This window comes from Kitasatospora sp. NPDC059795, from assembly GCF_042732175.1.
Lineage (GTDB): Bacteria > Actinomycetota > Actinomycetes > Streptomycetales > Streptomycetaceae > Kitasatospora.
Genome location: NZ_JBHWID010000001.1, coordinates 152,448 through 171,980 on the forward strand (window position 1 = coordinate 152,448; position 19,533 = coordinate 171,980).

Consider the following 19,533-nt stretch of genomic DNA (forward strand, 5'->3'; position numbering starts at 1 on the left):
CGCAGCAGACCGCGAATCCAACGCGGCGCAGCGCCCCCGGTGAGCACGAGCCGCCGGGCCGGCCGTCCTGGGCCGATGGAAACCCCGCAGTGCTGCGGCGGTCCCCCCTTGCCCGACCCGGGTTCGGCGTGACCTGGAACACGACTCTCGGAGGTACCCGACATGCGACGCATCAAGCACAACCTCGGCCGACTGCCGCAGATCCGCCACGTCCGGATGGGCCACCACCGGATGCCCGACGCCTTCCTCGGCGTGGGCCTGGCCGGTGCGATCGCCGTCGGCGCCCTGCTGCCCGCCACCCAGGCGTTCGCCGGTTCCCCCGCCCGCGCCGAGACCGCCGCGGTCGCCACCGACGGCCAGAACGCCGAGCAGCAGCCGCAGCAGGACCAGCAGCAGCCCGCCGAGCAGCCGCAGGAGCAGCAGCCGCAGCAGGAGCAGCAGCCCGCCGAGCAGCCCCAGCCCGAGCAGCAGCCGCAGCCCGAGCCGGCCCCCGCGCCCGCTCCCGCGCCGCAGCCCGAGCCCGCGCCGGAGCCCGCGAAGCCGACCTACGCCAACAACCTGGACGGCTGGATCGCCGAGGCCCGCGACGTGCTGGGCGCCGCCGGCAAGCCCGTCCCGTCCGCGAAGGCGATGCGCGCCGCGGCGATCGCCGAGTCCTCCGGCAACCCGAACGCGATCAACAACTGGGACATCAACGCCAAGAACGGCACCCCGTCCATCGGCCTGACCCAGATGATCCAGCCGACCTTCCGCGCCTACGCGCTGCCCGGTCACACCGACATCCGGAACCCCGTCGACAACCTGATCGCCAGCTCGCGCTACTGCGACGCCCGCTACGGCTCCATGGACAACATGGCCGCCGCCCGCGGCTACGGCGCCTACTGGCGCGGCTACTAAATCAGCTGTTCCTTTCGTGACGGTCCGCCGGTTCATCCGGCGGGCCGTTTCGGCTGTTCCGGCAGGTGCGGGAGTGTCCGCCGGGCATGACTAGAGCTGGGTGATCAGTTTCGAGACCGCGGCTTCGACCTCGGTCTCGGTCTGCGGTTCGAGCCTGTGATACTGAAGGCTCTGCAGTATTTCTGGTAGCTCGGTCGGCCGTAGCCGAACCGGAAACAGTCGAGCCGACCCCTCGATCTGTGCCCGGTAAAGTCGTTGCGCCTCCAGCAGACAGTATTTACTCTCCACATAGTCGGGTGACAGGAGAAGGACGCCGACGGCGCTCTTGGCGAGACTTCCGATGAGTTCTTCCATCCAGTTCGACCCAGCCTGGATCGAACCGGCCCGGCGGTAGTCGAAGACCTCCTGGAACGTGCCTCGAAGAATCTTGCTGAAGACGGCTGCGATCTCACTGTCCTCGCGGGCGTAGCTGAGAAATACCTGCTCCTTCCGGAGTTTTGCCGCCTGGAAGTACCCTTCGGCCTGTTCCGCGTCATGAATGAGTCGAGGCTGACGTCCGATGACGTGCAGGGTTTCTTCGAAGGAACGGACCAGTCTGGCCGGATCGCTCCAGCGCAGAACGGTCCTCGGATGGCGCTCCTCCCGCGCATCGTGCACTTCCAGCTCTGCCTCCGGCGCCGGCTCGGCCGACTCGCGGCCAATGTGGAGCGACGGCACTCCGCTGCCCAGCACGAAGGCGGACGCCGCGACGGCGGTCGGCTCGTCCATGCCCACCACGCTCCAGTCGACCTCACGAAGTCGGGCGGTGAACGCCAGATCGAATCGTGGTGGCCACGGCAGGTTCACCGGCTCCCAAGCGGCGGCGTGGAGTGAGTTTTCCAGCAGCGAGCCCACCTCCGATCGGGTCCCAGGTGGGAGCAGCAGGCCGACCGAGCGTTTCCGGTAGGAGGAACGGGTCGCGTTCCTGGCGGCGATGCTGGAGTGCAGCCGGGACATGAATGTGCGGAATGCCTCGGCAGCCCTGGCTTTCAGTGAGGAGTCCTCGGCGTCGGTGATTTCCTGCGGATCGTACTCGATCACCCAGATGTCGGGTGGGCAGCGAAGCACCGGGCCGTACCGGTGGTCGCAGAAAACGATGGCGGGGCGGTGGCTGCGGGCAGCAATGCCCAACTCCAGGAGGAAGTACCGTGCCTCCTTTCGCAACGATTCCAGATCCCAGTTTTCCTGCATACCGCCCGGAAGGGGGTAGATGCCGACGAACGCATCGGCATCACGAATCATTCTTTCCAGTCGGGTGGGGCTGGTGAAGGTCAGTCCTTCGTCGACCCGAAAGGATGTCTCCTGCACCTCACTGATGAGCCTCCAGAAGAAAAGATTGACTTCGGGTGAGCGGTACCGGTGGCTCAGGAAAATGCTGGGACGACGCATTCGGGCGGGTTCAGACATCATTACTGCCATCTTCGCCGGGGGCGGGGGTCGCTTTGATTCCGGAAGTGTCCACCACGTCCTGCTGTCTCAACTTGGCATATACCGCGTCGAAGGTGTAGCCCGCGATGAAACCGACCGAGAGTACGAAGAACAGAAGCCTTCGGGCCCCTTCCGTAGTGAGCAGATCGGGTGAGGTGGCGAGCTGCGCAGTCACGAACAACAGCACCGCGATGGCGCCGGCCGACATTCCCAGCGCCGAGGCGCGCGCCCAGTCGTGGCCGCGATCCACCGCGGTGCGGGTCAGGGCGCCGGCGGTGGCCGTCAGTAGTGATCCAGCGATCAACGCGGCGAGGTTGGTCGCGGCGTTCGACCCGATCGCGTAGGACAGCGGAATCGTTGCGAGGCCGGCCAGCAGGAGGAGCGCGCCGAAGGCCAGGCCGATGCCCGATCTCATCGAAGCGCGGCGGGTCAGTCGTTCCTGCTCCAAGGCAGCCGTGCGGTAGCGTTCGCGCTGGCTGAGGAGCGTCGCCACCACTCGGGTCGCCGAATTCCTGTGCCACTCCCCGCCCAGAGCCGAGATCTCGTCCTCGTCCACCTGGTTGCGAACTCGGCCCAGGGTCTCCCATGCCTTCCGGCCCCCGCCCCCGAAGGCGGCAACGGGTGCCAGCGGGATGTCGAAGGCCATCGCCACCATCGCCGTGATCAGGGTCGTGCGCCCGCCACCGACCAGGACCACCCCGTCCACCTCGCGCAACGACCGGTAGAAGGCGACTTCCCAGTCCGTACCCGCCTCGTGTCGGACATCGAAGGCGTCCTCCTGCCCCGGCGTGTGCGGGAAGCGGCCGCGGTCACTCCCGAACGCCGGGCGGACATGAATCGAGCCGCTCGGTACAGCACCATTGGCGAGGTAGCCCGCCACGGTGGAACTCTCGATGAAACGGGAGTTGCTGGAGTAGACCACGAGGTCGCAGCCGGCGGCGGCGAGGGCCGCTCCGAGTTCCTCGCCGACTCGGGTGACCTCTTCTTCGGTCTGTGGCCACCGGTCGTCAGCGCCTGCCGGGGGAGTCCCACCGATCACTGCGATCTTCGGTCGGTCGCTTGTCCCGCCATAGCCGCCGTTGTTGGCCAAAGTCGTTCCTCCACCCACCCCATGGCAGACCGTCAGACACGTGTCCTCCAGCGGGATAGTAGACCGCCCGATGCCTCCGCTTCATGGCCGCCGACCATGATGGCCGCTCGCCCGGACACTCCTGTCGGACGCCGCGCAGCCAGCGTCGAGGTGCGGAGACAAGGCAGCCGTTGGGCGGCCGAAGCCCTCGGAGGCGGGGCCGGTTCGAAGACTGCCGGGGTGCGGAAACCCGTAATCGGGCTGGGTGGGAAACCGCGTACCGCCGCTGAGCTGCGGATTCCAGGATGAGTGACGACCCCGGGCGAGCGGCCCGGGAGCACCCGTCGTTCAAGGAGAACCCGGCCATGCAGATCGTTTCCCTGGCAGCCGAACAGGCCCCCACCGGCGGCGTCGCCGGCTGGGCGGCGGGCCTCGTCGACACCCTCGGCGGACCCGGCGCCGGCCTCGCCATCGCCCTGGAGAACCTCTTCCCGCCGCTGCCCAGCGAGGTGATCCTGCCGCTGACCGGCTTCGCGGCCGGACGCGGCACCCTCAGCCTGTTCTCCGCCCTCGGCTGGACGACGGCCGGCTCGGTGGCGGGCGCGCTCGCCCTGTACCTGCTCGGCGCGGTCTTCGGCCGCGACCGGATGCACGCCATCTGGGCCCGGCTGCCCCTGGTCAAGACCTCCGACCTCGAACGGACCGAGGCCTGGTTCGCCCGGCACGGCACCAAGGCGGTGCTGCTCGGCCGAATGATCCCGATCTTCCGCAGCCTGATCTCCGTCCCGGCCGGCGTCGAACGGATGGCCCTGCCCCGCTTCACCGCCCTCACCGCCGTCGGCAGCCTGGCCTGGAACACCGTGCTGGTGATGGCCGGCTACGTGCTCGGCGACCGCTGGGACGTGGTCGAGGGCTACGTCGGCATCTTCTCCAAGGTGGTCCTGGTCCTCGCCCTGATCGCGATCGCCGGCTACCTCGGCCTCCGCCTGCGCGGCCGCGACGCCCGCCACCGCCGCGCCCGCTGACCGGCCGGGCGCCGGGCCCGCGGCGGGCACCGGGCCCGGGGACGGCGGGGTGATCGGGGCAGGCCGGGCGGACGGCGGTGCAGGGCCGGGCGACGACGGCGGGCGGGCAGTCCTCGTCGCACCGCCGGGTGCGGATCTGCGCAGCCGTCTCCGGCCTGGCAGGCCAACCGACCGTCCGGCGTGGCCTCAAGTCGTCGACGGAAAGCCGATCATGACGGACAGTAGGATCTTGTTCCATGGGGGAGGAAGCGATCGTGGTGGAGGCCGTTCCCGTGCCGCGCCGGGCCGTCGGCGGGTTGCTCGGGGTGCTGACCGCGCCCGTCGCCGCGTTGTACCTGGTGCTGGTCGGCGCGGTGCTGGGGCCGTGGCCGCAGGCGCGGAGGGTGTTCCACGGCGGGGCCGCACGGCTGGCCGGCCTGGAGCGGGCCCGGCGGGCGGTGTGGTTCGGCGACCGGTTCCCGGCCCACTACCGTGCCGGCGAACGGGAGTTGCTGCGCTACCTGGCCCGTCGCAGCGGCGCCGGGCTGGTCTCGGGGCTGGTGCTCGGACTGATCGGCTTCGGCGGCGTCCTGGTGGTGCTGCTCGCGGCCGGCGCGCTGCGCGGCACGTTGAGTGTTGCCGACCTGCTCGGCCAAGTGCTGCTCGGCGGCGTCCTGTTGTTCCTCGCCGTGCAGGGCCTGGCCTCGCTGGCCGACCTGGACGCCCGGCTGGCCCGGGACTGCTTCGGCCCGTCCGAGGCGGAACTGCTGCGCCACCGGATCGCCGAGCTCGCCGACAGCCGGGCCGCCGTGCTGCACGCCGTGGACGCCGAACGCCGCCGGATCGAACGCGACCTGCACGACGGCGTCCAACAACGCCTGGTCGCCCTGCGGTTGCTGCTCGGCCGGGCCCGGCGCGGCGGCGACCCGCAGCGCACCGACGACCTGCTGCGCCAGGCCCACCGGGAGGCTGCCGAGGTGCTCACCGAACTGCGCGAGGTCGCCTGGCGGGTGTACCCGTCCGCGCTGGACACCCTCGGCCTGGACGAGGCGCTGGCCGGCCTCGCCGAACGCTGCCCGATCCCGCTGCGGGTCCGCCACCGGGCGCCCGGAACACTGCCCGGGCCGGTGCTCACCGCCGCCTGGTTCGTGGTCTCCGAGTGCGTCACCAACGCCGCCAAGCACTCCGCCGCCGCCGCGATCGAGGTCGCCGTGGACCGGGACGGTGCGCGGCTCACCGTCCGGGTCGAGGACGACGGGCGGGGCGGCGCGGACCCGGCGGGCGGCGGCCTGTCCGGGCTGCGCGGCCGGGTCGCCGCGCTCGACGGGACCCTGCACGTCCACAGCCCCGCCGGGGGCCCCACCGTCGTCACTGCGGAGCTGCCATGCGGGTGATCGTTGCCGAGGACTCGACCCTGCTGCGGGAGGGCCTGGTCCGGCTGCTCGCCGAGGAGGGCCACCAGGTGCTGGCCGCCGTCGGCGACGCCGAGGCGCTGCTCGCCGCCGTCGACGCCGACCCGCCGGACGTCGTGGTGGTCGACATCCGGATGCCGCCCACGCACACCGACGAGGGCGTGCGGGCCGCCGTGCGGATCCGCGGCAGCCGGCCCGAGGTCGGCGTGCTGGTGCTCTCCCAGCACATCGAACGCGGTTACGCCGCCCAGCTGTTGGCGTCCGGCGCGGAACGGGTCGGCTACCTGCTCAAGGACCGCGTCGCCGAGGTGGACGAGTTCCTGGACGCGCTCGCCCGGGTCGGCTCCGGCGGCACGGTGATCGACCCCGAGGTGGTGCGCCGCCTGGTGGTGCGCACCGAGCACGCCGACCCGCTGGCCCGGCTCACCCCGCGCGAGCGCACCGTCCTGGAGGCGCTCGCCGAGGGCCACACCAACACCGCGATCGCCGAGCGGCTGCACCTGTCGCTGAGCGCCGTCGAGAAGTACCTCAACTCGCTGTTCGACAAGCTGGAGCTGCCCCGCACGGCCGGCTACAGCCGCCGGGTGCTGGCCGTGCTGCGCTACCTCGGAGCCTGAGGGGAACCTCAAGGGAACCTGAGGTCTCCGCCTCCGGGGCGGTGGCCCCTGGACCGCGCCCGCGCCGCGCGCGAGGATGGCGGTATGGATGCGCAGCGGTTCGCCAAGGCCCGCACCGCGCTGCACGCGGTGGCCGAACACCTGCTGGCCGGCCCGCAGTACCGGGTCGCCGGCACCGTCCGACTGCGCGCCTACCCCGGCGGGTTCGCCACCCGCTTCGAGCCCCGGCTGCGCGTCCGCAGCGCCCAACTTCTCAGCGCGGGACGGGCATTGGACCTCCCCGGGATGAGCTGCGCGGAGCTCGGCGCGGCCGCCGGGATCGTCCCCGGCCGCCCCGAGGGCCTCTACCCGGACGGCTCGGGCGTGCCCCTCGACCAGCCGCTGGAGCTGGACGCGGCGGGCGCGGACGCCGTCGCCGCCTGCTTCGCGCACGGCGACGCCGCGCTGCGGGCGCTGTTCGCGCAGGCCGACCCGGTGCTGTGGCCCGAGCACTTCGACCTGGCGGTCACCGTGGACGGCGTCAACTACGGGCTGTCACCGGGCGATTCCTTCCTGGCCGAGCCGTACGTGTACGTCGGCCCGCCCGCGCCGCGCTCCGGCGGGTTCTGGAACGCCCCGTTCGGGGCCGCCCGCACCCTCGCCGAGCTGGGCGATCTCTCCGCGACCACGTCCTTCCTGGCGGAGGGCCGCCGACTCGCCTCGACGATCTTGTAGCTTCCTCCAAGCCGCTTGTGGAAGGGCGGGCGTCCGCTTGTGTCGATCTTCAGGATTCCCGCGTGAGCTGGCTCCGGGCGGGGGAATCCGTGAGGATTGAACCCTGGGTGCGGCGCGCCCGGAACGTGCCGCACGGCACCGCCGTACACCGCGCCCCCGGTGAAACGTTCCTCCCGACCCAGAGAGCCCCTTCATGCGCTTCCTGAACGACCTCAAGCCTGCGTACGACCTGACGTACGACGATGTCTTCATGGTCCCCAGCCGTTCCGCCGTGGGCTCCCGGCAGGGCGTCGACCTCTCCGCCCACGACGGCACCGGCACCACCATCCCGCTGGTGGTCGCCAACATGACCGCGATCGCCGGCCGCCGGATGGCCGAGACCGTCGCCCGCCGCGGCGGCATGGTCGCCATCCCGCAGGACATCCCGATCGAGGTCGTCACCGAGGTGATCGGCTGGGTCAAGCAGCGCCACCTGGTGCACGACACCGCGCTGACCCTCGCCCCCGGCGACACCGTCGCCGACGCCCTGGCGCTGCTGCCCAAGCGCGCCCACGGCGCGCTGGTCGTCGTCGACGGCGGAAAGCCCGTCGGCGTGGTCACCGAGGGCGACTGCCAGGGCGTCGACCGGTTCACCGGCCTGTCCGACGTGATGTCCCGCGACCTGCTGCTGCTCGACGAGGACATCGACCCGCGCACCGCGTTCGACCGCCTCAACGAGGCGCACCGCAAGCTCGCCCCCGTGGTTGCCGCCGACGGCACCCTGGTCGGCATCCTCACCCGCAAGAACGCGCTGCGCGCCACCCTCTACACCCCCGCCGTCGACGCCTCCGGCCGGCTGCGGATCGCCGCCACCGTCGGCATCAACGGCGACGTCGCCGGCCGCGCCAAGGCCCTGCTGGAGGCCGGCGCGGACGTCCTCGTGGTGGACACCGCGCACGGCCACCAGGAGTCGATGATCAGCGCGCTGCGCGCGGTGCGCGCCCTCGACCCGCAGGTCCCGATCGTGGCCGGCAACGTGGTCTCCGCCGCCGGCGTCCGCGACCTGGTCGAGGCCGGCGCGGACATCCTCAAGGTCGGCGTCGGCCCCGGCGCGATGTGCACCACCCGGATGATGACCGGCGTCGGCCGGCCGCAGTTCTCCGCCGTCCTCGAATGCGCGGCCGAGGCCCGCCGCCTGGGCAAGCACGTCTGGGCCGACGGCGGCGTCCGGCACCCGCGCGACGTCGCGATGGCACTGGCCGCCGGCGCGTCCAACGTGATGATCGGCTCCTGGTTCGCCGGCACCCTGGAATCGCCCGGCGACCTCCAGACCACCGCCGACGGCCGCCACTACAAGGAGAGCTTCGGCATGGCCTCGGCCCGCGCCGTGCGCAACCGCACCGCCGAGGAGTCCTCCTACGACCGGGCCCGCAAGGTCCTGTTCGAGGAGGGCATCTCGCACTCCCGGATGTTCGTCGACCCGACCCGCCCCGGCGTCGAGGACCTCATCGACTCGATCGTCGCGGGCGTCCGCTCCTCCTGCACCTACGCCGGCGCGGCCGACCTCGAGGAGTTCCACCAGAACGCGATCATCGGCCTCCAGAGCGCCGCCGGCTACGCCGAGGGCAAGCCCCTGCACTCCAGCTGGGCCTGACCCCCCCACCCGAGCGGGCCCCCCACCCCGGGGAGCCCGCTCGCTCCGTCTCCCGCCTCGGCGATCGGCCGCCCGGGACGTTGTGCGGAGTTCTAGTCGAGGGGCAGCGGGGTGAGCAGGGCGCGGCTGACCATGCCGACCGAACCCGAGAGGGCGTCGGTGACTGCGTGGTAGGCGGGGGGTAGGCGGTGGAGTTCCCAGAGGGCGAGGACGGAGGCCCAGGCGGCGTCGCGGGCGTGGTCGATGCTCCACACGCCGACGATGTGCAGGAGGGGGTCGGCCGCTCCCAGGGGCAGCAGGGTGGCGCGGACCTGGGCCTCCACCTGGGCGAGCAGGGTGTTGATCCGCAGGTAGTCGGCGTGCAGCCGCTCCGGCGTGCGGCCGGTCTGGCGGCAGGTGTCCAGGACGGCGAGCGGCAGGTCGTTCTCGATGTGGGCGTTCATTCCTGCCAGCGCGAACTGCAGCGGATGCACGTGCGGCGCGGCCCGCAGTTCGAACAGCGGCCGCCAGCATGCCGCCGGGCGCCGTCCGGTGCGGTCGTCGTCGACGGCGGCGAGGTAGCGGGCGGCGAACACGGCGTCGAGCTCCGCCATGGTCGCCGGGTCGTCGAAGTAGGCGACGGCGAGATGGTCGCGGACCAGGCGGGTCACGGTCAGGTACATCGCGTTGAAGACGGCCACTCCGTCGGTGAGGGGCAACCCCGTGGCGATTCCCACCATCCGGTCGACCACCTGATCCACCGTCAGCACAGGTGCGGTCATGGACATCCATCCTCCCTCGGTGACGATCCGACAAAGAGATGATGTGCCCACGATGGCAGCTCTCCAGACCCCTGCCCGACCGCGACGCGCGGACTCTTCGAGTCGGGCTGCGGGTGCGGGTGCGGAGGGCGGTGGGCGGTGGGCGGCGGACAGCGCGCCGGGGATCGGGCGGCGGCCGGGGCGATGGGTGATCTGTGTCGCCAACTGCCGTGCCGGGCTTGGGAGATCGGATCGGGCGGGGGCGGGAGCGGATAAATCCGGTGCGGGTGGGGGAAAAGATGGGGCAGAATGGGCGGTCACGGTGGGGCTGAGGAGTTCTGCCGTTCCTGTTCCCGGAGGTTTCGCGTGGTGAAGCGATATTAGTGGCGGTCCCCACCGCCCTCCGGCCTGCCTGAAGTAGCGGCGGCCGGGCCTCCGGATTGTTGACGACCTGTGGTGATGTCCGCCTGCCTGGGTGCAGGTGCGGTCGTCGTTGTTTTGGTGGTGCCTCGCGTGCTGGGCGGGTGTGTTCGACGTCCGTTGTTCCTGTACGCCCGAGAGGATGGCCATGGCTGCCACCGCATTCGACCGCAGTGTTGTTGTGCTGAGTGAACTGCTCGAAGAAGCAAGTGAGTTGAGGGAAGGACCGGCGCTCGGCCGGCTGTTGGAGGTGCTGGCGGAGCGGCAGGTCGCCGATCTCGCGGGGCTGGATCCGGCGCGGCAGGCCGCGCTGCTGGGGTCGCGGGCGGCGGCCGTGCTGCCGGGGGAGCGGCAGTTGGGTGAACTGCTCGCGCAGGGCCGGGTGTTGACGGTCAAGTACGGCATCGACCCGACGGGCGCCGAGGTGCATCTCGGGCATGCGGTGCCGATGATCCTGGCCAGCCGGTTGCAGCGGATGGGCCACCGGGTGGTGTTCCTGGTGGGCGACGTGACGGCGCGGATCGGCGACCCGTCCGGGCGCAGTGCGGAGCGGCCGCCGCTGACCGCCGAGGACGTGACCCGCAACGTCGCGACCTACCGTGCGCAGGTCGGGCCGTTCTTCGATTTCGAGCGGGCCGAATTCCGGTTCAACGGCGAGTGGTTGGGGGCGATGCAGTTGCCCGACTTCCTCGGCGTGCTGTCCCGGCTGCCGGCCTCGGCGGCGCTCCAGCGGGAGGACTTCCGGACCAGGCTGGCCGAGGGCAGCGGGCTGACGCTGGCCGAGCTGGTGTACTCGGTGGTGATGGCGCTGGACTCCGTCGAGCTGGTCGCCGACATCGAACTCGGCGGCCTGGACCAGCTGTTGAACCTCCAGATGTGCCGCCGGGTGCAGACCGTCCACGGTCAGGAGCCGGAGGTGGTGCTGGCGACGGGCCTGATCGAGGGCACCGACGGCACCGGCGCCAAGATGAGCAAGTCGAAGAACAACTACGTCGGACTGGCCTTCCCCGCCGAGGAGATGTTCGGCCGCCTGATGGCCTGCGCGGACCGACTGCTGCCGGACTACCTCCGGCTGCTCACCGAACTCCTCGACGAGGAGGTCGAGTTGCTGCTCGCCCAGGCCGCCGACGGCCGCCGCCACCCGATGGCGGTGAAGACCCTGCTGGCGGCCGCCGTCACCGCTGCCGTGCACGGCGTCCCGGCCGCGCTCGCCGCCCGCGACGCCTTCCGGGCCCGCTTCTCCCAACGCCGCTTCTCCGACGCCGGCCCGCTGCCCGCGGTGGACGCGGCCCGGCACGGCGCGGCGACGGCCGCCGAGCTGCTGGCGAAGGTCACGGCCGAACTCCCCAGCCTCAACCAGGTCCGCCGGGTCGCCGAGGCAGGCGGGCTGAAACTGGTGGTGGAGCACACCGACGGCCGGCAGCACACCGTCCCGCTGTCCCGCGCCGACGCCGACGAGCGCCTGCTCGTCCTGCTCGGCACCCACGAGCTGGCGCGGGCCAGTGCGCAGCGGCGGGTGTTCCTGCGCTGCGGCCGGAAGGTGCTGGAGCTGACGTAGCGCCGGGAGCGGTGCTGTCGTCCGGACTTCCACGGCGCTCACCGGACCCCGTCGTGGGGTCCGGTGGCGGGGGTCAGTGCGCGTCGGCGGGAGGTCCGAGGACCAGGGTGGTCTCGTCGACGCGGCGGAAGCGCCCGTCTGCGGCGAACTCGCCGAAGAGGTGGACCTCCATGCGGAGGGTGGAGCCGTCCTTCATGGAGATGGTGGCGGTGTGGCGGTCGGCGTACTGGTCGCCGTCGAAGAGTTCCTGGTGCACCTCGATCACCCCGGAGGCCACGGATTCGCGGAGGTGGGTGATGTGGGCGAGGAAGGCGTCGCGGTCGAGGGGGTTGCCGTCGGTGTGCTGGACGTAGTCGGGGGTGATGTGGCGCTCGGCGGCCTCGTTCAGGTCGAGCTCGGGGGAGAAGACGAGGTCGTGGAGGGCGGCGCGGATGTCGGTACGAGGCATGGTGCGCTCCCTGGGTCGGGTGGCGGCGGGTGGAGGCGGGTGCCTTCGCCGTGACGGTACGCCGGCGGCCCGCCGTCGGGAAGACGGCGGGCCTTCGACCATTCGGGAAGTGACGAATCGTCAGGAACCGTGCAGAACAATCGGGTTGGTGAGAGCGGCCATCGGTCCCCAGGGGAGGTCGGGGCCCATGGCGTTGCCCTTGCCGGGGGTGCCGTCGGGCCTGGGGTGGCGGATTTCGGCGCGGACGTAGGTGGCGAGGGAGGCGGTGGTGCGCCAGGTGACGGTGGCGGGGGCGCCGTCGGCGGGGAGGGGGGACTGGTGGAGTTGGCCCTCGTCGGTGATCAGGCGGGCGGTGCCGTTCGGGACGCCGGAGACGGTGAGGGCGAGGTCGACGGGGGCGTCGGCGGGGACGGTGAGGCGTTCGCCGATGTCGGCCCGGCGGCCGTGGCCGGTGGCGGTGAACTCCAGTTGGACGGCGGCGGATTCGGCGAGCCAGCTGTGCCCGGCGCGGAGTGCGGCGAGGACGGCGGTGCGGTTGAGGTCGTCGGCGCGGACGACGTTGTGCGGGGAGCCGATGACCTGCGGGGCGCTGTGGGCGTCGCTGTTGCCGAGGGCGGGCAGCCAGTCGCGGCCGTCGCGGAGGGCGGTGGCGAGGGCGGCGTCCCAGGTGTCGACGGCGGATTCGTCGTCGTACGTCCAGGGGCCGTTCCAGACCTCGACGCCGTCGGCGTCCTGGTAGCCGAACTTCCACTGGCAGGCGACGTAGGGGCAGTAGGGGTGGGCGGCGATCACCAGGCCGCCCGCTCGGTGGACCTGGCGGGCGAAGTGCGGGAACCGGTTGTCGCGGGCCCGGTAGCGCCAGTCGACGAACTGGCCCGGGGCGAGGCCGAGGGCCAGCCAGTGGCCGTTGCGGGTGGTGACCTCCTCGCCGGGGACGATCAGCAGGTCGGGTCCGGCCAGCGGCCCCCAAACGGCGTGCGAGGACGAGGTGTTGTGGTCGGTGGAGACGATGAAGTCGAGGCCGGCGGCGCGGGCTCCGGCGGCGACCTCGGCGGGCAGGCGGCGGCCGTCGGAGTGGACGGTGTGCAGGTGGCAGTCGCCCCGGTACCAGGCCCGGCCGCGGCCGCGGGCGCGTTCCGGCGGGTAGGCGGGGGTGAAGGCGGGGCCCGGGGCGCCGAAGCGAAGCGTGACCTGGACGGTGTAGGCGAGTCCGGCGGGGGCGATCTGGTAGGGGCCGAGGACGACGTGCCAGGTGCCGGGGTTGATCGGTCCGGGCAGGTAGCCGGGCGTGGCGGTCTCGCGGGAGAGGCTGAACTCGGTGCGGAAGCCGCCCGACCAGCCGCGGAAGCCGTCGCCGCCGAGGGCGGTGCCGCGTTCGTCGAAGATGCCGATGTCGCAGGAGTTGCCGGGGGTGCCGGGCGGGACGGCGGGCCGGTCGTAGCTGTAGGAGACCGCGATCTCCCGTACACCGCGCGGGACGTCGAAGGGGAGGTGGAGGAAGTCCGGTGCCCCGGTGGGTAGCCGGCCGGTGAGGGTGAGGGTGGTGTCGGAGTCGGCGTGCGCCCGGTCGGCGACCGAGGTCAGGGCGGTGGCGGAACCGGCGACCAGGCCGGCCCGCAGCAGAGTCCGGCGGGCCGGCAGTGGGCGCTCGGGGAAGGGGAGTTGGTCGGTCATCGCGATCTCCTCGGGTGCGGCGGGCCGGTCGCCCGGCTGCCTACCCGGCGGGATGAACCGGTGATGAGGTGCGGCCCACGGCTGGGCGGAGAGTCGGTGAAGATCGGCCGGATGCGGTGCGGGCATCAGGTGAACAACCAGCATGAATATGACGAATTGATCATCCGTCAGTAATATGCCGGACAGGGCTCGTTCCTCCTCGTCGGAGGTGCGGGCCGTGTCGTTGTCGGTCCCCGAACGAGGCCCGCAGGCCTTAGCACCGCCCGAGGGCCGGTGCCGGGGGATCGCCGCGACTGCCGCTCGTCCGGGTGAATCCGGGGCGGGAGGCTGCTGCGGAGTGCGCGGTGCGACAAGCCTAAGAGCCCCGGCGAGGGGAGCACGGCGAGTTCCGCCGACTGTTCGACACCTCCTCCCACCAGCACAACTCGGCTGGTGGAAAAGGATGCTGACGAACAGTCGGAGCTGTCGTGCACCGGCTATGCTGCTTCGCGCCCGGGCCCCGCCGCACTGCCCGGACCGCGTTCCCATCCCTTTGACGTATGAGGACACCGATGCTTCGACCCGGATCGTCGCCAGGAAACCGGCTGCCCGCAGCCGTACTCGTCGGCCTGCTGCCCGCGGTCGTGATCGGCGCGACGGTGGCCCTGGCCGCCTCGGCCGGTTCCGGGCAGACGATCGTGGGAATCCTGCTGTGCGGTCTGGTCGGCACCGCGGCCGTGGCGGCGGCCGGCCTCTCGGCGGCCCGCCGGGGCCGCGCCCTGGAAGACGCCCGCGCGGAGGGCGTCCGCCGGGAGGAGGAGCTGCGCACCCGGCTGGCCCGCCAGCAGGCCGGCATGCTCGACCTCGCCAAGAACGAACTGCCCGAGGCCGTCGAGCGGCTCCAGCGCGGCGAGTTCATCACCGACGTGCTCCGCTCCTACGAACAGCGCCACCTGGCCAACGCCGGCGAGGACTTCCACGAGGCCCGGCACGCCGTGCTGCGCGCCACCCTCGACGCCGTCGACAACGAGGAGGCGATGCGCGAGGCCGCCCAGCGCGCGTTCGTGAACATCGCCCGCCGCGTGCAGGCGATCGTCCACCGCCAGGCCGTCGACCTGCGGCAGATGGAGGACCGGCACGGCGACCTGCCCGCCGTCTTCGACGACCTGCTGATCCTCGACCACGGCAACGCGCTGATCGGCCGCCTCGCCGACTCCATCGCCGTCCTCGGCGGCGCCCGCCCCGGCCGCCAGTGGAGCCGGCCCGTCCCGCTGTACAGCGTGCTGCGCGGCGGCATCTCCCGAATCCTCGACTTCCGCCGGGTCGAACTGCACCCGGTGTCCGAGGTCGCCGTCGTCGGCTCCGCCGTCGAACCGCTGATCCACGCGCTCGCCGAACTCCTCGACAACGCCACCCGCTACTCGCCGCCGCAGACCGACGTCCACCTCACCGCCGTCGAGGTGCAGACCGGCATCGCGATCGAGATCGAGGACGGCGGCCTCAGCCTCGGCGAGGAGGGCCGCGCCCGCGCCGAACGGATGCTCGAAGAGGCGCAGTCCGGCATCGACCTCAACGACCTCGGCGAGACCCCGCGGCTCGGCCTCGCGGTGGTCGGCCGACTGTCCCGCGCCTACGGCTTCCAGGTCTCGCTGCGCCCGTCCGCGTACGGCGGCGTGCGGGCCGTGCTGATCGTCCCGCAGCGCTACATCACCACCGCGCCCGCGCCCAGCCGCGCGCACGGCATCGGCCGGATGGCCACCGGACACCCGATGGCGGACCAGAAGCAACCCATGCACCCGGAGAACGCGGCGTGGACCCCGCCGGCCGACGAGCCGGTCGCCACCCACACGCCGGCCGGCGGATTCGCCGCCGCCGCGGCCTTCCCGCCCGCCGGCGGCGCCGCCCCGCGGGTGCCCGCGCCGTCCCCGGCCGAGGACGACTACCCGGTAGTGACCGAGCGCACTTCCACCGGCCTGCCGCAGCGCCGCCGCCACGGCGCGCAGCTGCGCGGCGGCGGCCCGGGCGCACCCGCCCCCCGGTCGCGGCAGGCCCCCGTACCCGCCGCCGCCGAGCCGGTCCAGCCCGGCCTGTGGCTGGCCGCGTTCACCGAAGGCGTCAACGGCAGCACGCCCGGTGACCCGGCGGACGGCCGCCACGCCAGTGAAGACTCAGCAGGGAAAGGCGAGAAGTGATTCAGCAACGGACCAACATGGACTGGATGCTCAGGGACCTCGCGGAGAGCGTCCCGCACGCACGGCACGCCATCGTCCTGTCGGCCGACGGCCTGCGGCTGGCCCAGCACGGCACCGACCCGGACACCGCCGACCGGCTGGCCGCGGCCTGCGCCGGACTGCAGAGCCTGGCGCACGCGGTCGGCAACGAGTTCCCGCACGGCGACGGCCGGATGCGGCTGGTGGTGATCGAGGTCGGCGGCGGCTTCTTCTACCTGATGGCCGCCGGCTCCCGGGCCTTCCTCGCGGTGCTCGCGGACGAGGGCGTGGACGCCGGACTGGTCGGCCAGCGGATGCGCGACCTGGTCGCGCGGATCGGCGAGCACCTCACCACACCCGCCCGTACCGGCGAACAGCTCGCGTGAGTCGGGGCACCCGATGACAAACCAGGACTGGGAAGAGGGCGGCCCCGAGCGGTTCTTCGTGATCACCCGGGGCCGGGACCGGCAGCAGGACGCTGCGGGCTTCGACCTGGTCACGCTGATCATCGCCCGCTCCCGGCCCGAACCCACCATGCAGCCCGAGCACGCCGCGATCCTGCGGATCTGCGGCTCGCCGCTGTCGGTGGCCGAGATCTCGGCCTACCTGCGCCTACCGAACAGCCTGGTCATCGTCCTGCTGACCGACCTGATCGCCGCGCACAAGATCGAGGCCCGCGCACCCATCCCGCAGGCCGCCCTTCCCGACCTTTCCCTGTTGGAGGCAGTGATCCATGGACTTCAGCGGCTCTGAGCCGGTGCGCGGGCCGGGCGAGGCCGAACTGCTCCCGGCCACGGTGGCCGCGGCCGTCAAGGTCGTCGTCGTGGGCGGCTTCGGAGTCGGCAAGACCACCCTGGTCGGCTCGGTCAGCGAGATCCGCCCGCTGACCACCGAGGAGACCATGACCGAGGCGGGCGTCGGCATCGACGACCTGGCCGGGGTGGAACGCAAGAGCTCCACCACCGTCGCGATGGACTTCGGCCGGATCACCATCAGCGACCAACTCGTGCTGTACGTCTTCGGCACCCCCGGCCAGGAACGCTTCTGGTTCCTGTGGAACGGCCTGTTCGAAGGCGCGCTCGGCGCGGTCGTGCTGGTCGACACCCGACGCCTGGAAGTCAGCTTCGACGTCCTCGGCCGGCTGGAGGACCGCGGCGTGCCGTTCGTCGTCGCCGTCAACTCCTTCCCCGAGTCCCCGCTGCACTCGCTCGACGAACTGCGCGGCGCGCTCGACCTGCCGCCGCACGTGCCGATCGTCGAGTGCGACGCCCGCCTGCGGGACTCCAGCCGCGACGTGCTGATGGCCCTGATGCGCTACCTGTACGAACTCGCCGCGCAGCCCGTCGGCTGACGCCCCCTCACCGCCCCGACCTTTCTCCCCCGGAGACCTCAGTGATCCCCGAAGAGCGCACGTACAACGGCGCCGTCCCTCCGCCCGGCTGCCCGGCCCACGGCGCGACCCCCCTCCACCAGGACGACCTGCGGCGGCTGTTCGGGCCCGAGGCAGAGGCCGACCCGGCCGGCCTGTACGAGAAGCTGCGCGCCGAACACGGCGAGGTCGCGCCCGTCCTGCTGCACGGCGACCTGCCGGCCTGGCTGGTGCTCGGCTACTCCGCCAACCTCACCGCCATGCGCACCCCGTCCCGGTTCTCCCGCGACTCCCGGCGCTGGACCGAGTTCCGGGAGGGCCGGGTCTCCCCCGACTCCCCGGTGCTGCCCGTCATCGCCTGGCAGCCGACCTGCTCCTTCGTCGACGGCGAGGAACACCGCCGGCTGCGCACCGCCGTCACCGACGGCCTCAACAGCTTCGACCGGCGCGGCATGCGACGCTACGTCACCCGCTTCGCCGACCAGCTGATCGCCGAGTTCGGCGCCGCCGGCCAGGTCGAGCTGGTCTCCCAGTTCGCCGAGCACCTGCCGATGCTGGTGATGACCCAACTCGTCGGCATGCCCGAGGAGTACGGCCCGCGACTGGTGGCCGCCGCCCGCGACCTGGTCCGCGGCACCGAGACCGCCGTCGCCTCCAACGAGTACGTCGTCGAATCGCTGCGCCGCACCATGGAGCGCAAGCGCGCCGACCCCGGCGCCGACCTCGTCACCCGGCTGATGCAGCACCCCTCCGGGCTGAGCGAGGACGAGGTGCTCCAGCACCTGCGCTCGGTGCTGCTGGCCGCCAACGAGACCACCATCAACCTGATCTCCGAGACGCTGAAGATGGTCCTCACCGACCGCCGCTTCCGCGCCCACCTGTCCGGCGGCCAGATGACCCTGCCGGACGCGCTCGACCAAGTCCTCTGGGACTCCCCGCCGTTCATGCTCGTCCCCGGACGCTGGGCGACCGGCGACACCGAACTCGGCGGCCGCCACATCAAGGCCGGCGACATGCTGCTGATCGGCCTGGCCGCCGGCAACGCCGACCCGGCGGTGCGGCCCGACCTCAACAAGCCGCTGTTCGGCAACCGTTCGCACCTGGCGTTCGGCAGCGGGCCGCACGAGTGCCCCGGGCAGGAGATCGGACGGGCGATCGCCGAGACCGGTATCGACATCCTGCTCACCCGGCTTCCCGACCTCCAACTCGCCGTCGAGGAAGAGGACTTGGACTGGCGCGGCAACTGGATGTCGCGGCACCTGACCGGGCTGCCGGCGCGCTTCACGCCGCGTACGGCGCTCCAGCCGCAGGACCCGACGACCACGGCCAGCGCGCCCGTGATCTCCACCCCGGCGTTCGCGCCGCACGTCCCTGCCGAGGGCGCGCCCGCCGTGCCTGCACAGCGGCGCGGCTGGTGGGCCAACCTGACGGCCAAGCTGCGCGGCTGACCTGACGCCCGCCCGGGACCCTCCCCCACAGGGGGCCGCCGGGCGGGCGTCGGTCACTGCCGGGGGCGATCAGTGCCGGTGGTCAGCACTGCCGGTGGTGAGCACGGCCGGTAGTGAGAACTGCCGGTGGTACATGCGCTGCCGGGGCGCTACTTGCAGGCGCCGAGGTCCTCCCAGACGCCCCACTGGCCGGTGGAGCCGGGCTGCTCGCCCTGGGTCCACCACTTGGCGCGCCAGTTGTGGTTGCCGTAGGAGGCGCCGTCGCCGCTGTTGTAGACCCGCGCCGGGTCCCACGCCGCGGCCGTGCAACTGCCGTTGCCGCCACCGGGGTTGCCGCCGCCGGTGCCGCCGATGTTGACGTCGATGCAGGCGTAGAACGCGTTGTTGGTGTCGGAGACGTTCCACACCGCGAGGACCTTCTGCCGGCCCGTGTAGGAGCCGAAGTTGATCTGGTGGCTGACGTCCGCCGGGGGCTGCGTGTTGTTGCCGGAGAACTGGCCGATCAGCTGGCTGCCGATGAAGTACTGCCAGTTCGCGGTGGCGTGGCGGGCCGTCAGGTGCCAGCTGAAGGTCTGGGTGGACGAGACGTTGGTGACCTGCCAGCCCTTGGAGTCGTCGTCCAGCTCCGCGTACTCGGAGTGGCCGCCGCTACAGCTGAACAGGCCCTTCGGGCCCTCGACGCTCTGCGGTTCGTACTTGATCTGCCCGCAGACCACGACGCCGTTGGCGCACTGCGCCTGGCGGCTGGCCGGGTCGGTGACCCAGCCGTGGGCGCTGGCGGTGCCGGCCGACAAGGTCAGACCGAGCAGCGGGGCGACCAGCGCGCCGATCGCCGCGGTCACCTTTCTGTTTGCCTTCATTGCGGTGCCTTTCC

18 protein-coding genes are annotated in these 19,533 nt (G+C 72.1%); 12 read left to right on the forward strand and 6 right to left on the reverse strand.

Annotated elements, in window-relative coordinates; translation table 11 throughout:
- The first annotated feature begins 162 nt into the window (after positions 1-162).
- Positions 163-897 (forward strand): transglycosylase SLT domain-containing protein, encoded by a 735-nt coding sequence (locus ACFV4P_RS00735; protein WP_380465823.1) that lies wholly within the window; start codon positions 163-165, stop codon positions 895-897.
- 90 nt (positions 898-987) lie between these two features.
- Here the strand turns inward: ACFV4P_RS00735 and ACFV4P_RS00740 are convergent, their stop codons facing one another.
- Complete coding sequence (locus ACFV4P_RS00740; RefSeq protein WP_380465825.1) at positions 988-2,346, reverse strand: toll/interleukin-1 receptor domain-containing protein; 1,359 nt, start codon at positions 2,344-2,346, stop codon at positions 988-990.
- Entirely contained in the window at positions 2,336-3,454 is a 1,119-nt protein-coding gene (locus ACFV4P_RS00745; RefSeq protein WP_380465827.1) for a hypothetical protein, read from the reverse strand. The genes ACFV4P_RS00740 and ACFV4P_RS00745 overlap by 11 nt, the downstream gene beginning before the upstream one ends.
- Before the next feature lie 344 nt (positions 3,455-3,798).
- Between ACFV4P_RS00745 and ACFV4P_RS00750 the strand changes: the two genes are divergently transcribed.
- The 5 genes from ACFV4P_RS00750 (at position 3,799) to ACFV4P_RS00770 (ending at position 8,813) form a co-directional block, all read left to right on the forward strand.
- The gene (locus ACFV4P_RS00750) at positions 3,799-4,458 is read left to right on the forward strand and encodes a DedA family protein (protein ID WP_380465829.1); all 660 of its coding nucleotides are present in this window, start codon (positions 3,799-3,801) and stop codon (positions 4,456-4,458) included.
- 236 nt (positions 4,459-4,694) lie between these two features.
- Positions 4,695-5,831, forward strand: coding sequence for a sensor histidine kinase (locus ACFV4P_RS00755; protein ID WP_380465831.1), 1,137 nt, complete (start codon positions 4,695-4,697; stop codon positions 5,829-5,831).
- Positions 5,822-6,466 carry a response regulator transcription factor gene (locus tag ACFV4P_RS00760; protein ID WP_073816680.1) on the forward strand — a complete coding sequence of 215 codons (645 nt, stop codon included), beginning with the start codon at positions 5,822-5,824 and terminating at the stop codon, positions 6,464-6,466. The genes ACFV4P_RS00755 and ACFV4P_RS00760 overlap by 10 nt, the downstream gene beginning before the upstream one ends.
- Before the next feature lie 84 nt (positions 6,467-6,550).
- Positions 6,551-7,180: a hypothetical protein gene (locus ACFV4P_RS00765; RefSeq protein WP_380465833.1), complete on the forward strand. Its 630-nt coding sequence runs from the start codon at positions 6,551-6,553 to the stop codon at positions 7,178-7,180.
- A 193-nt stretch (positions 7,181-7,373) separates the two neighbouring features.
- Positions 7,374-8,813 carry a GuaB1 family IMP dehydrogenase-related protein gene (locus ACFV4P_RS00770; RefSeq protein WP_380465835.1) on the forward strand — a complete coding sequence of 480 codons (1,440 nt, stop codon included), beginning with the start codon at positions 7,374-7,376 and terminating at the stop codon, positions 8,811-8,813.
- A 92-nt stretch (positions 8,814-8,905) separates the two neighbouring features.
- On the opposite strand, the gene ACFV4P_RS00775 is transcribed toward ACFV4P_RS00770, so the two are convergent.
- On the reverse strand, positions 8,906-9,574 hold the full coding sequence (locus ACFV4P_RS00775) for a DUF5995 family protein (protein WP_380465837.1): 669 nt from the start codon (positions 9,572-9,574) through the stop codon (positions 8,906-8,908).
- A gap of 547 nt (positions 9,575-10,121) precedes the next feature.
- On the opposite strand from ACFV4P_RS00775, the gene tyrS reads away from it, so the two are divergent.
- Positions 10,122-11,531 carry a tyrosine--tRNA ligase gene (gene tyrS, locus ACFV4P_RS00780; protein ID WP_380465839.1) on the forward strand — a complete coding sequence of 470 codons (1,410 nt, stop codon included), beginning with the start codon at positions 10,122-10,124 and terminating at the stop codon, positions 11,529-11,531.
- Between the two features lie 73 nt (positions 11,532-11,604).
- Here tyrS and ACFV4P_RS00785 read toward each other — a convergent pair whose 3' ends face one another.
- Positions 11,605-11,979: a nuclear transport factor 2 family protein gene (locus tag ACFV4P_RS00785; RefSeq protein ID WP_073816670.1), complete on the reverse strand. Its 375-nt coding sequence runs from the start codon at positions 11,977-11,979 to the stop codon at positions 11,605-11,607.
- 120 nt (positions 11,980-12,099) lie between these two features.
- On the reverse strand, positions 12,100-13,653 hold the full coding sequence (locus tag ACFV4P_RS00790) for a CehA/McbA family metallohydrolase (RefSeq protein ID WP_380465841.1): 1,554 nt from the start codon (positions 13,651-13,653) through the stop codon (positions 12,100-12,102).
- Between the two features lie 551 nt (positions 13,654-14,204).
- Between ACFV4P_RS00790 and ACFV4P_RS00795 the strand changes: the two genes are divergently transcribed.
- The 5 genes from ACFV4P_RS00795 to ACFV4P_RS00815 are packed head-to-tail and all read left to right on the forward strand — an operon-like array spanning position 14,205 to position 18,659.
- Positions 14,205-15,824: an ATP-binding protein gene (locus ACFV4P_RS00795; protein ID WP_380465843.1), complete on the forward strand. Its 1,620-nt coding sequence runs from the start codon at positions 14,205-14,207 to the stop codon at positions 15,822-15,824.
- Positions 15,821-16,228 carry a roadblock/LC7 domain-containing protein gene (locus tag ACFV4P_RS00800; RefSeq protein WP_073816661.1) on the forward strand — a complete coding sequence of 136 codons (408 nt, stop codon included), beginning with the start codon at positions 15,821-15,823 and terminating at the stop codon, positions 16,226-16,228. The genes ACFV4P_RS00795 and ACFV4P_RS00800 overlap by 4 nt, the downstream gene beginning before the upstream one ends.
- Positions 16,229-16,241: 13 nt before the next feature.
- Positions 16,242-16,595 carry a DUF742 domain-containing protein gene (locus tag ACFV4P_RS00805; protein WP_073816659.1) on the forward strand — a complete coding sequence of 118 codons (354 nt, stop codon included), beginning with the start codon at positions 16,242-16,244 and terminating at the stop codon, positions 16,593-16,595.
- Positions 16,576-17,193 carry an ATP/GTP-binding protein gene (locus tag ACFV4P_RS00810; RefSeq protein WP_380465845.1) on the forward strand — a complete coding sequence of 206 codons (618 nt, stop codon included), beginning with the start codon at positions 16,576-16,578 and terminating at the stop codon, positions 17,191-17,193. Before ACFV4P_RS00805 ends, ACFV4P_RS00810 begins: the two co-directional genes overlap by 20 nt.
- Positions 17,194-17,234: 41 nt before the next feature.
- Positions 17,235-18,659, forward strand: a complete 1,425-nt coding sequence (locus tag ACFV4P_RS00815; RefSeq protein ID WP_380465847.1) for a cytochrome P450 — start codon at positions 17,235-17,237, stop codon at positions 18,657-18,659.
- 149 nt (positions 18,660-18,808) lie between these two features.
- Here the strand turns inward: ACFV4P_RS00815 and ACFV4P_RS00820 are convergent, their stop codons facing one another.
- The gene (locus ACFV4P_RS00820; protein ID WP_380465849.1) at positions 18,809-19,519 is read right to left on the reverse strand and encodes a lytic polysaccharide monooxygenase; all 711 of its coding nucleotides are present in this window, start codon (positions 19,517-19,519) and stop codon (positions 18,809-18,811) included.
- Positions 19,520-19,533: the final 14 nt, after the last annotated feature.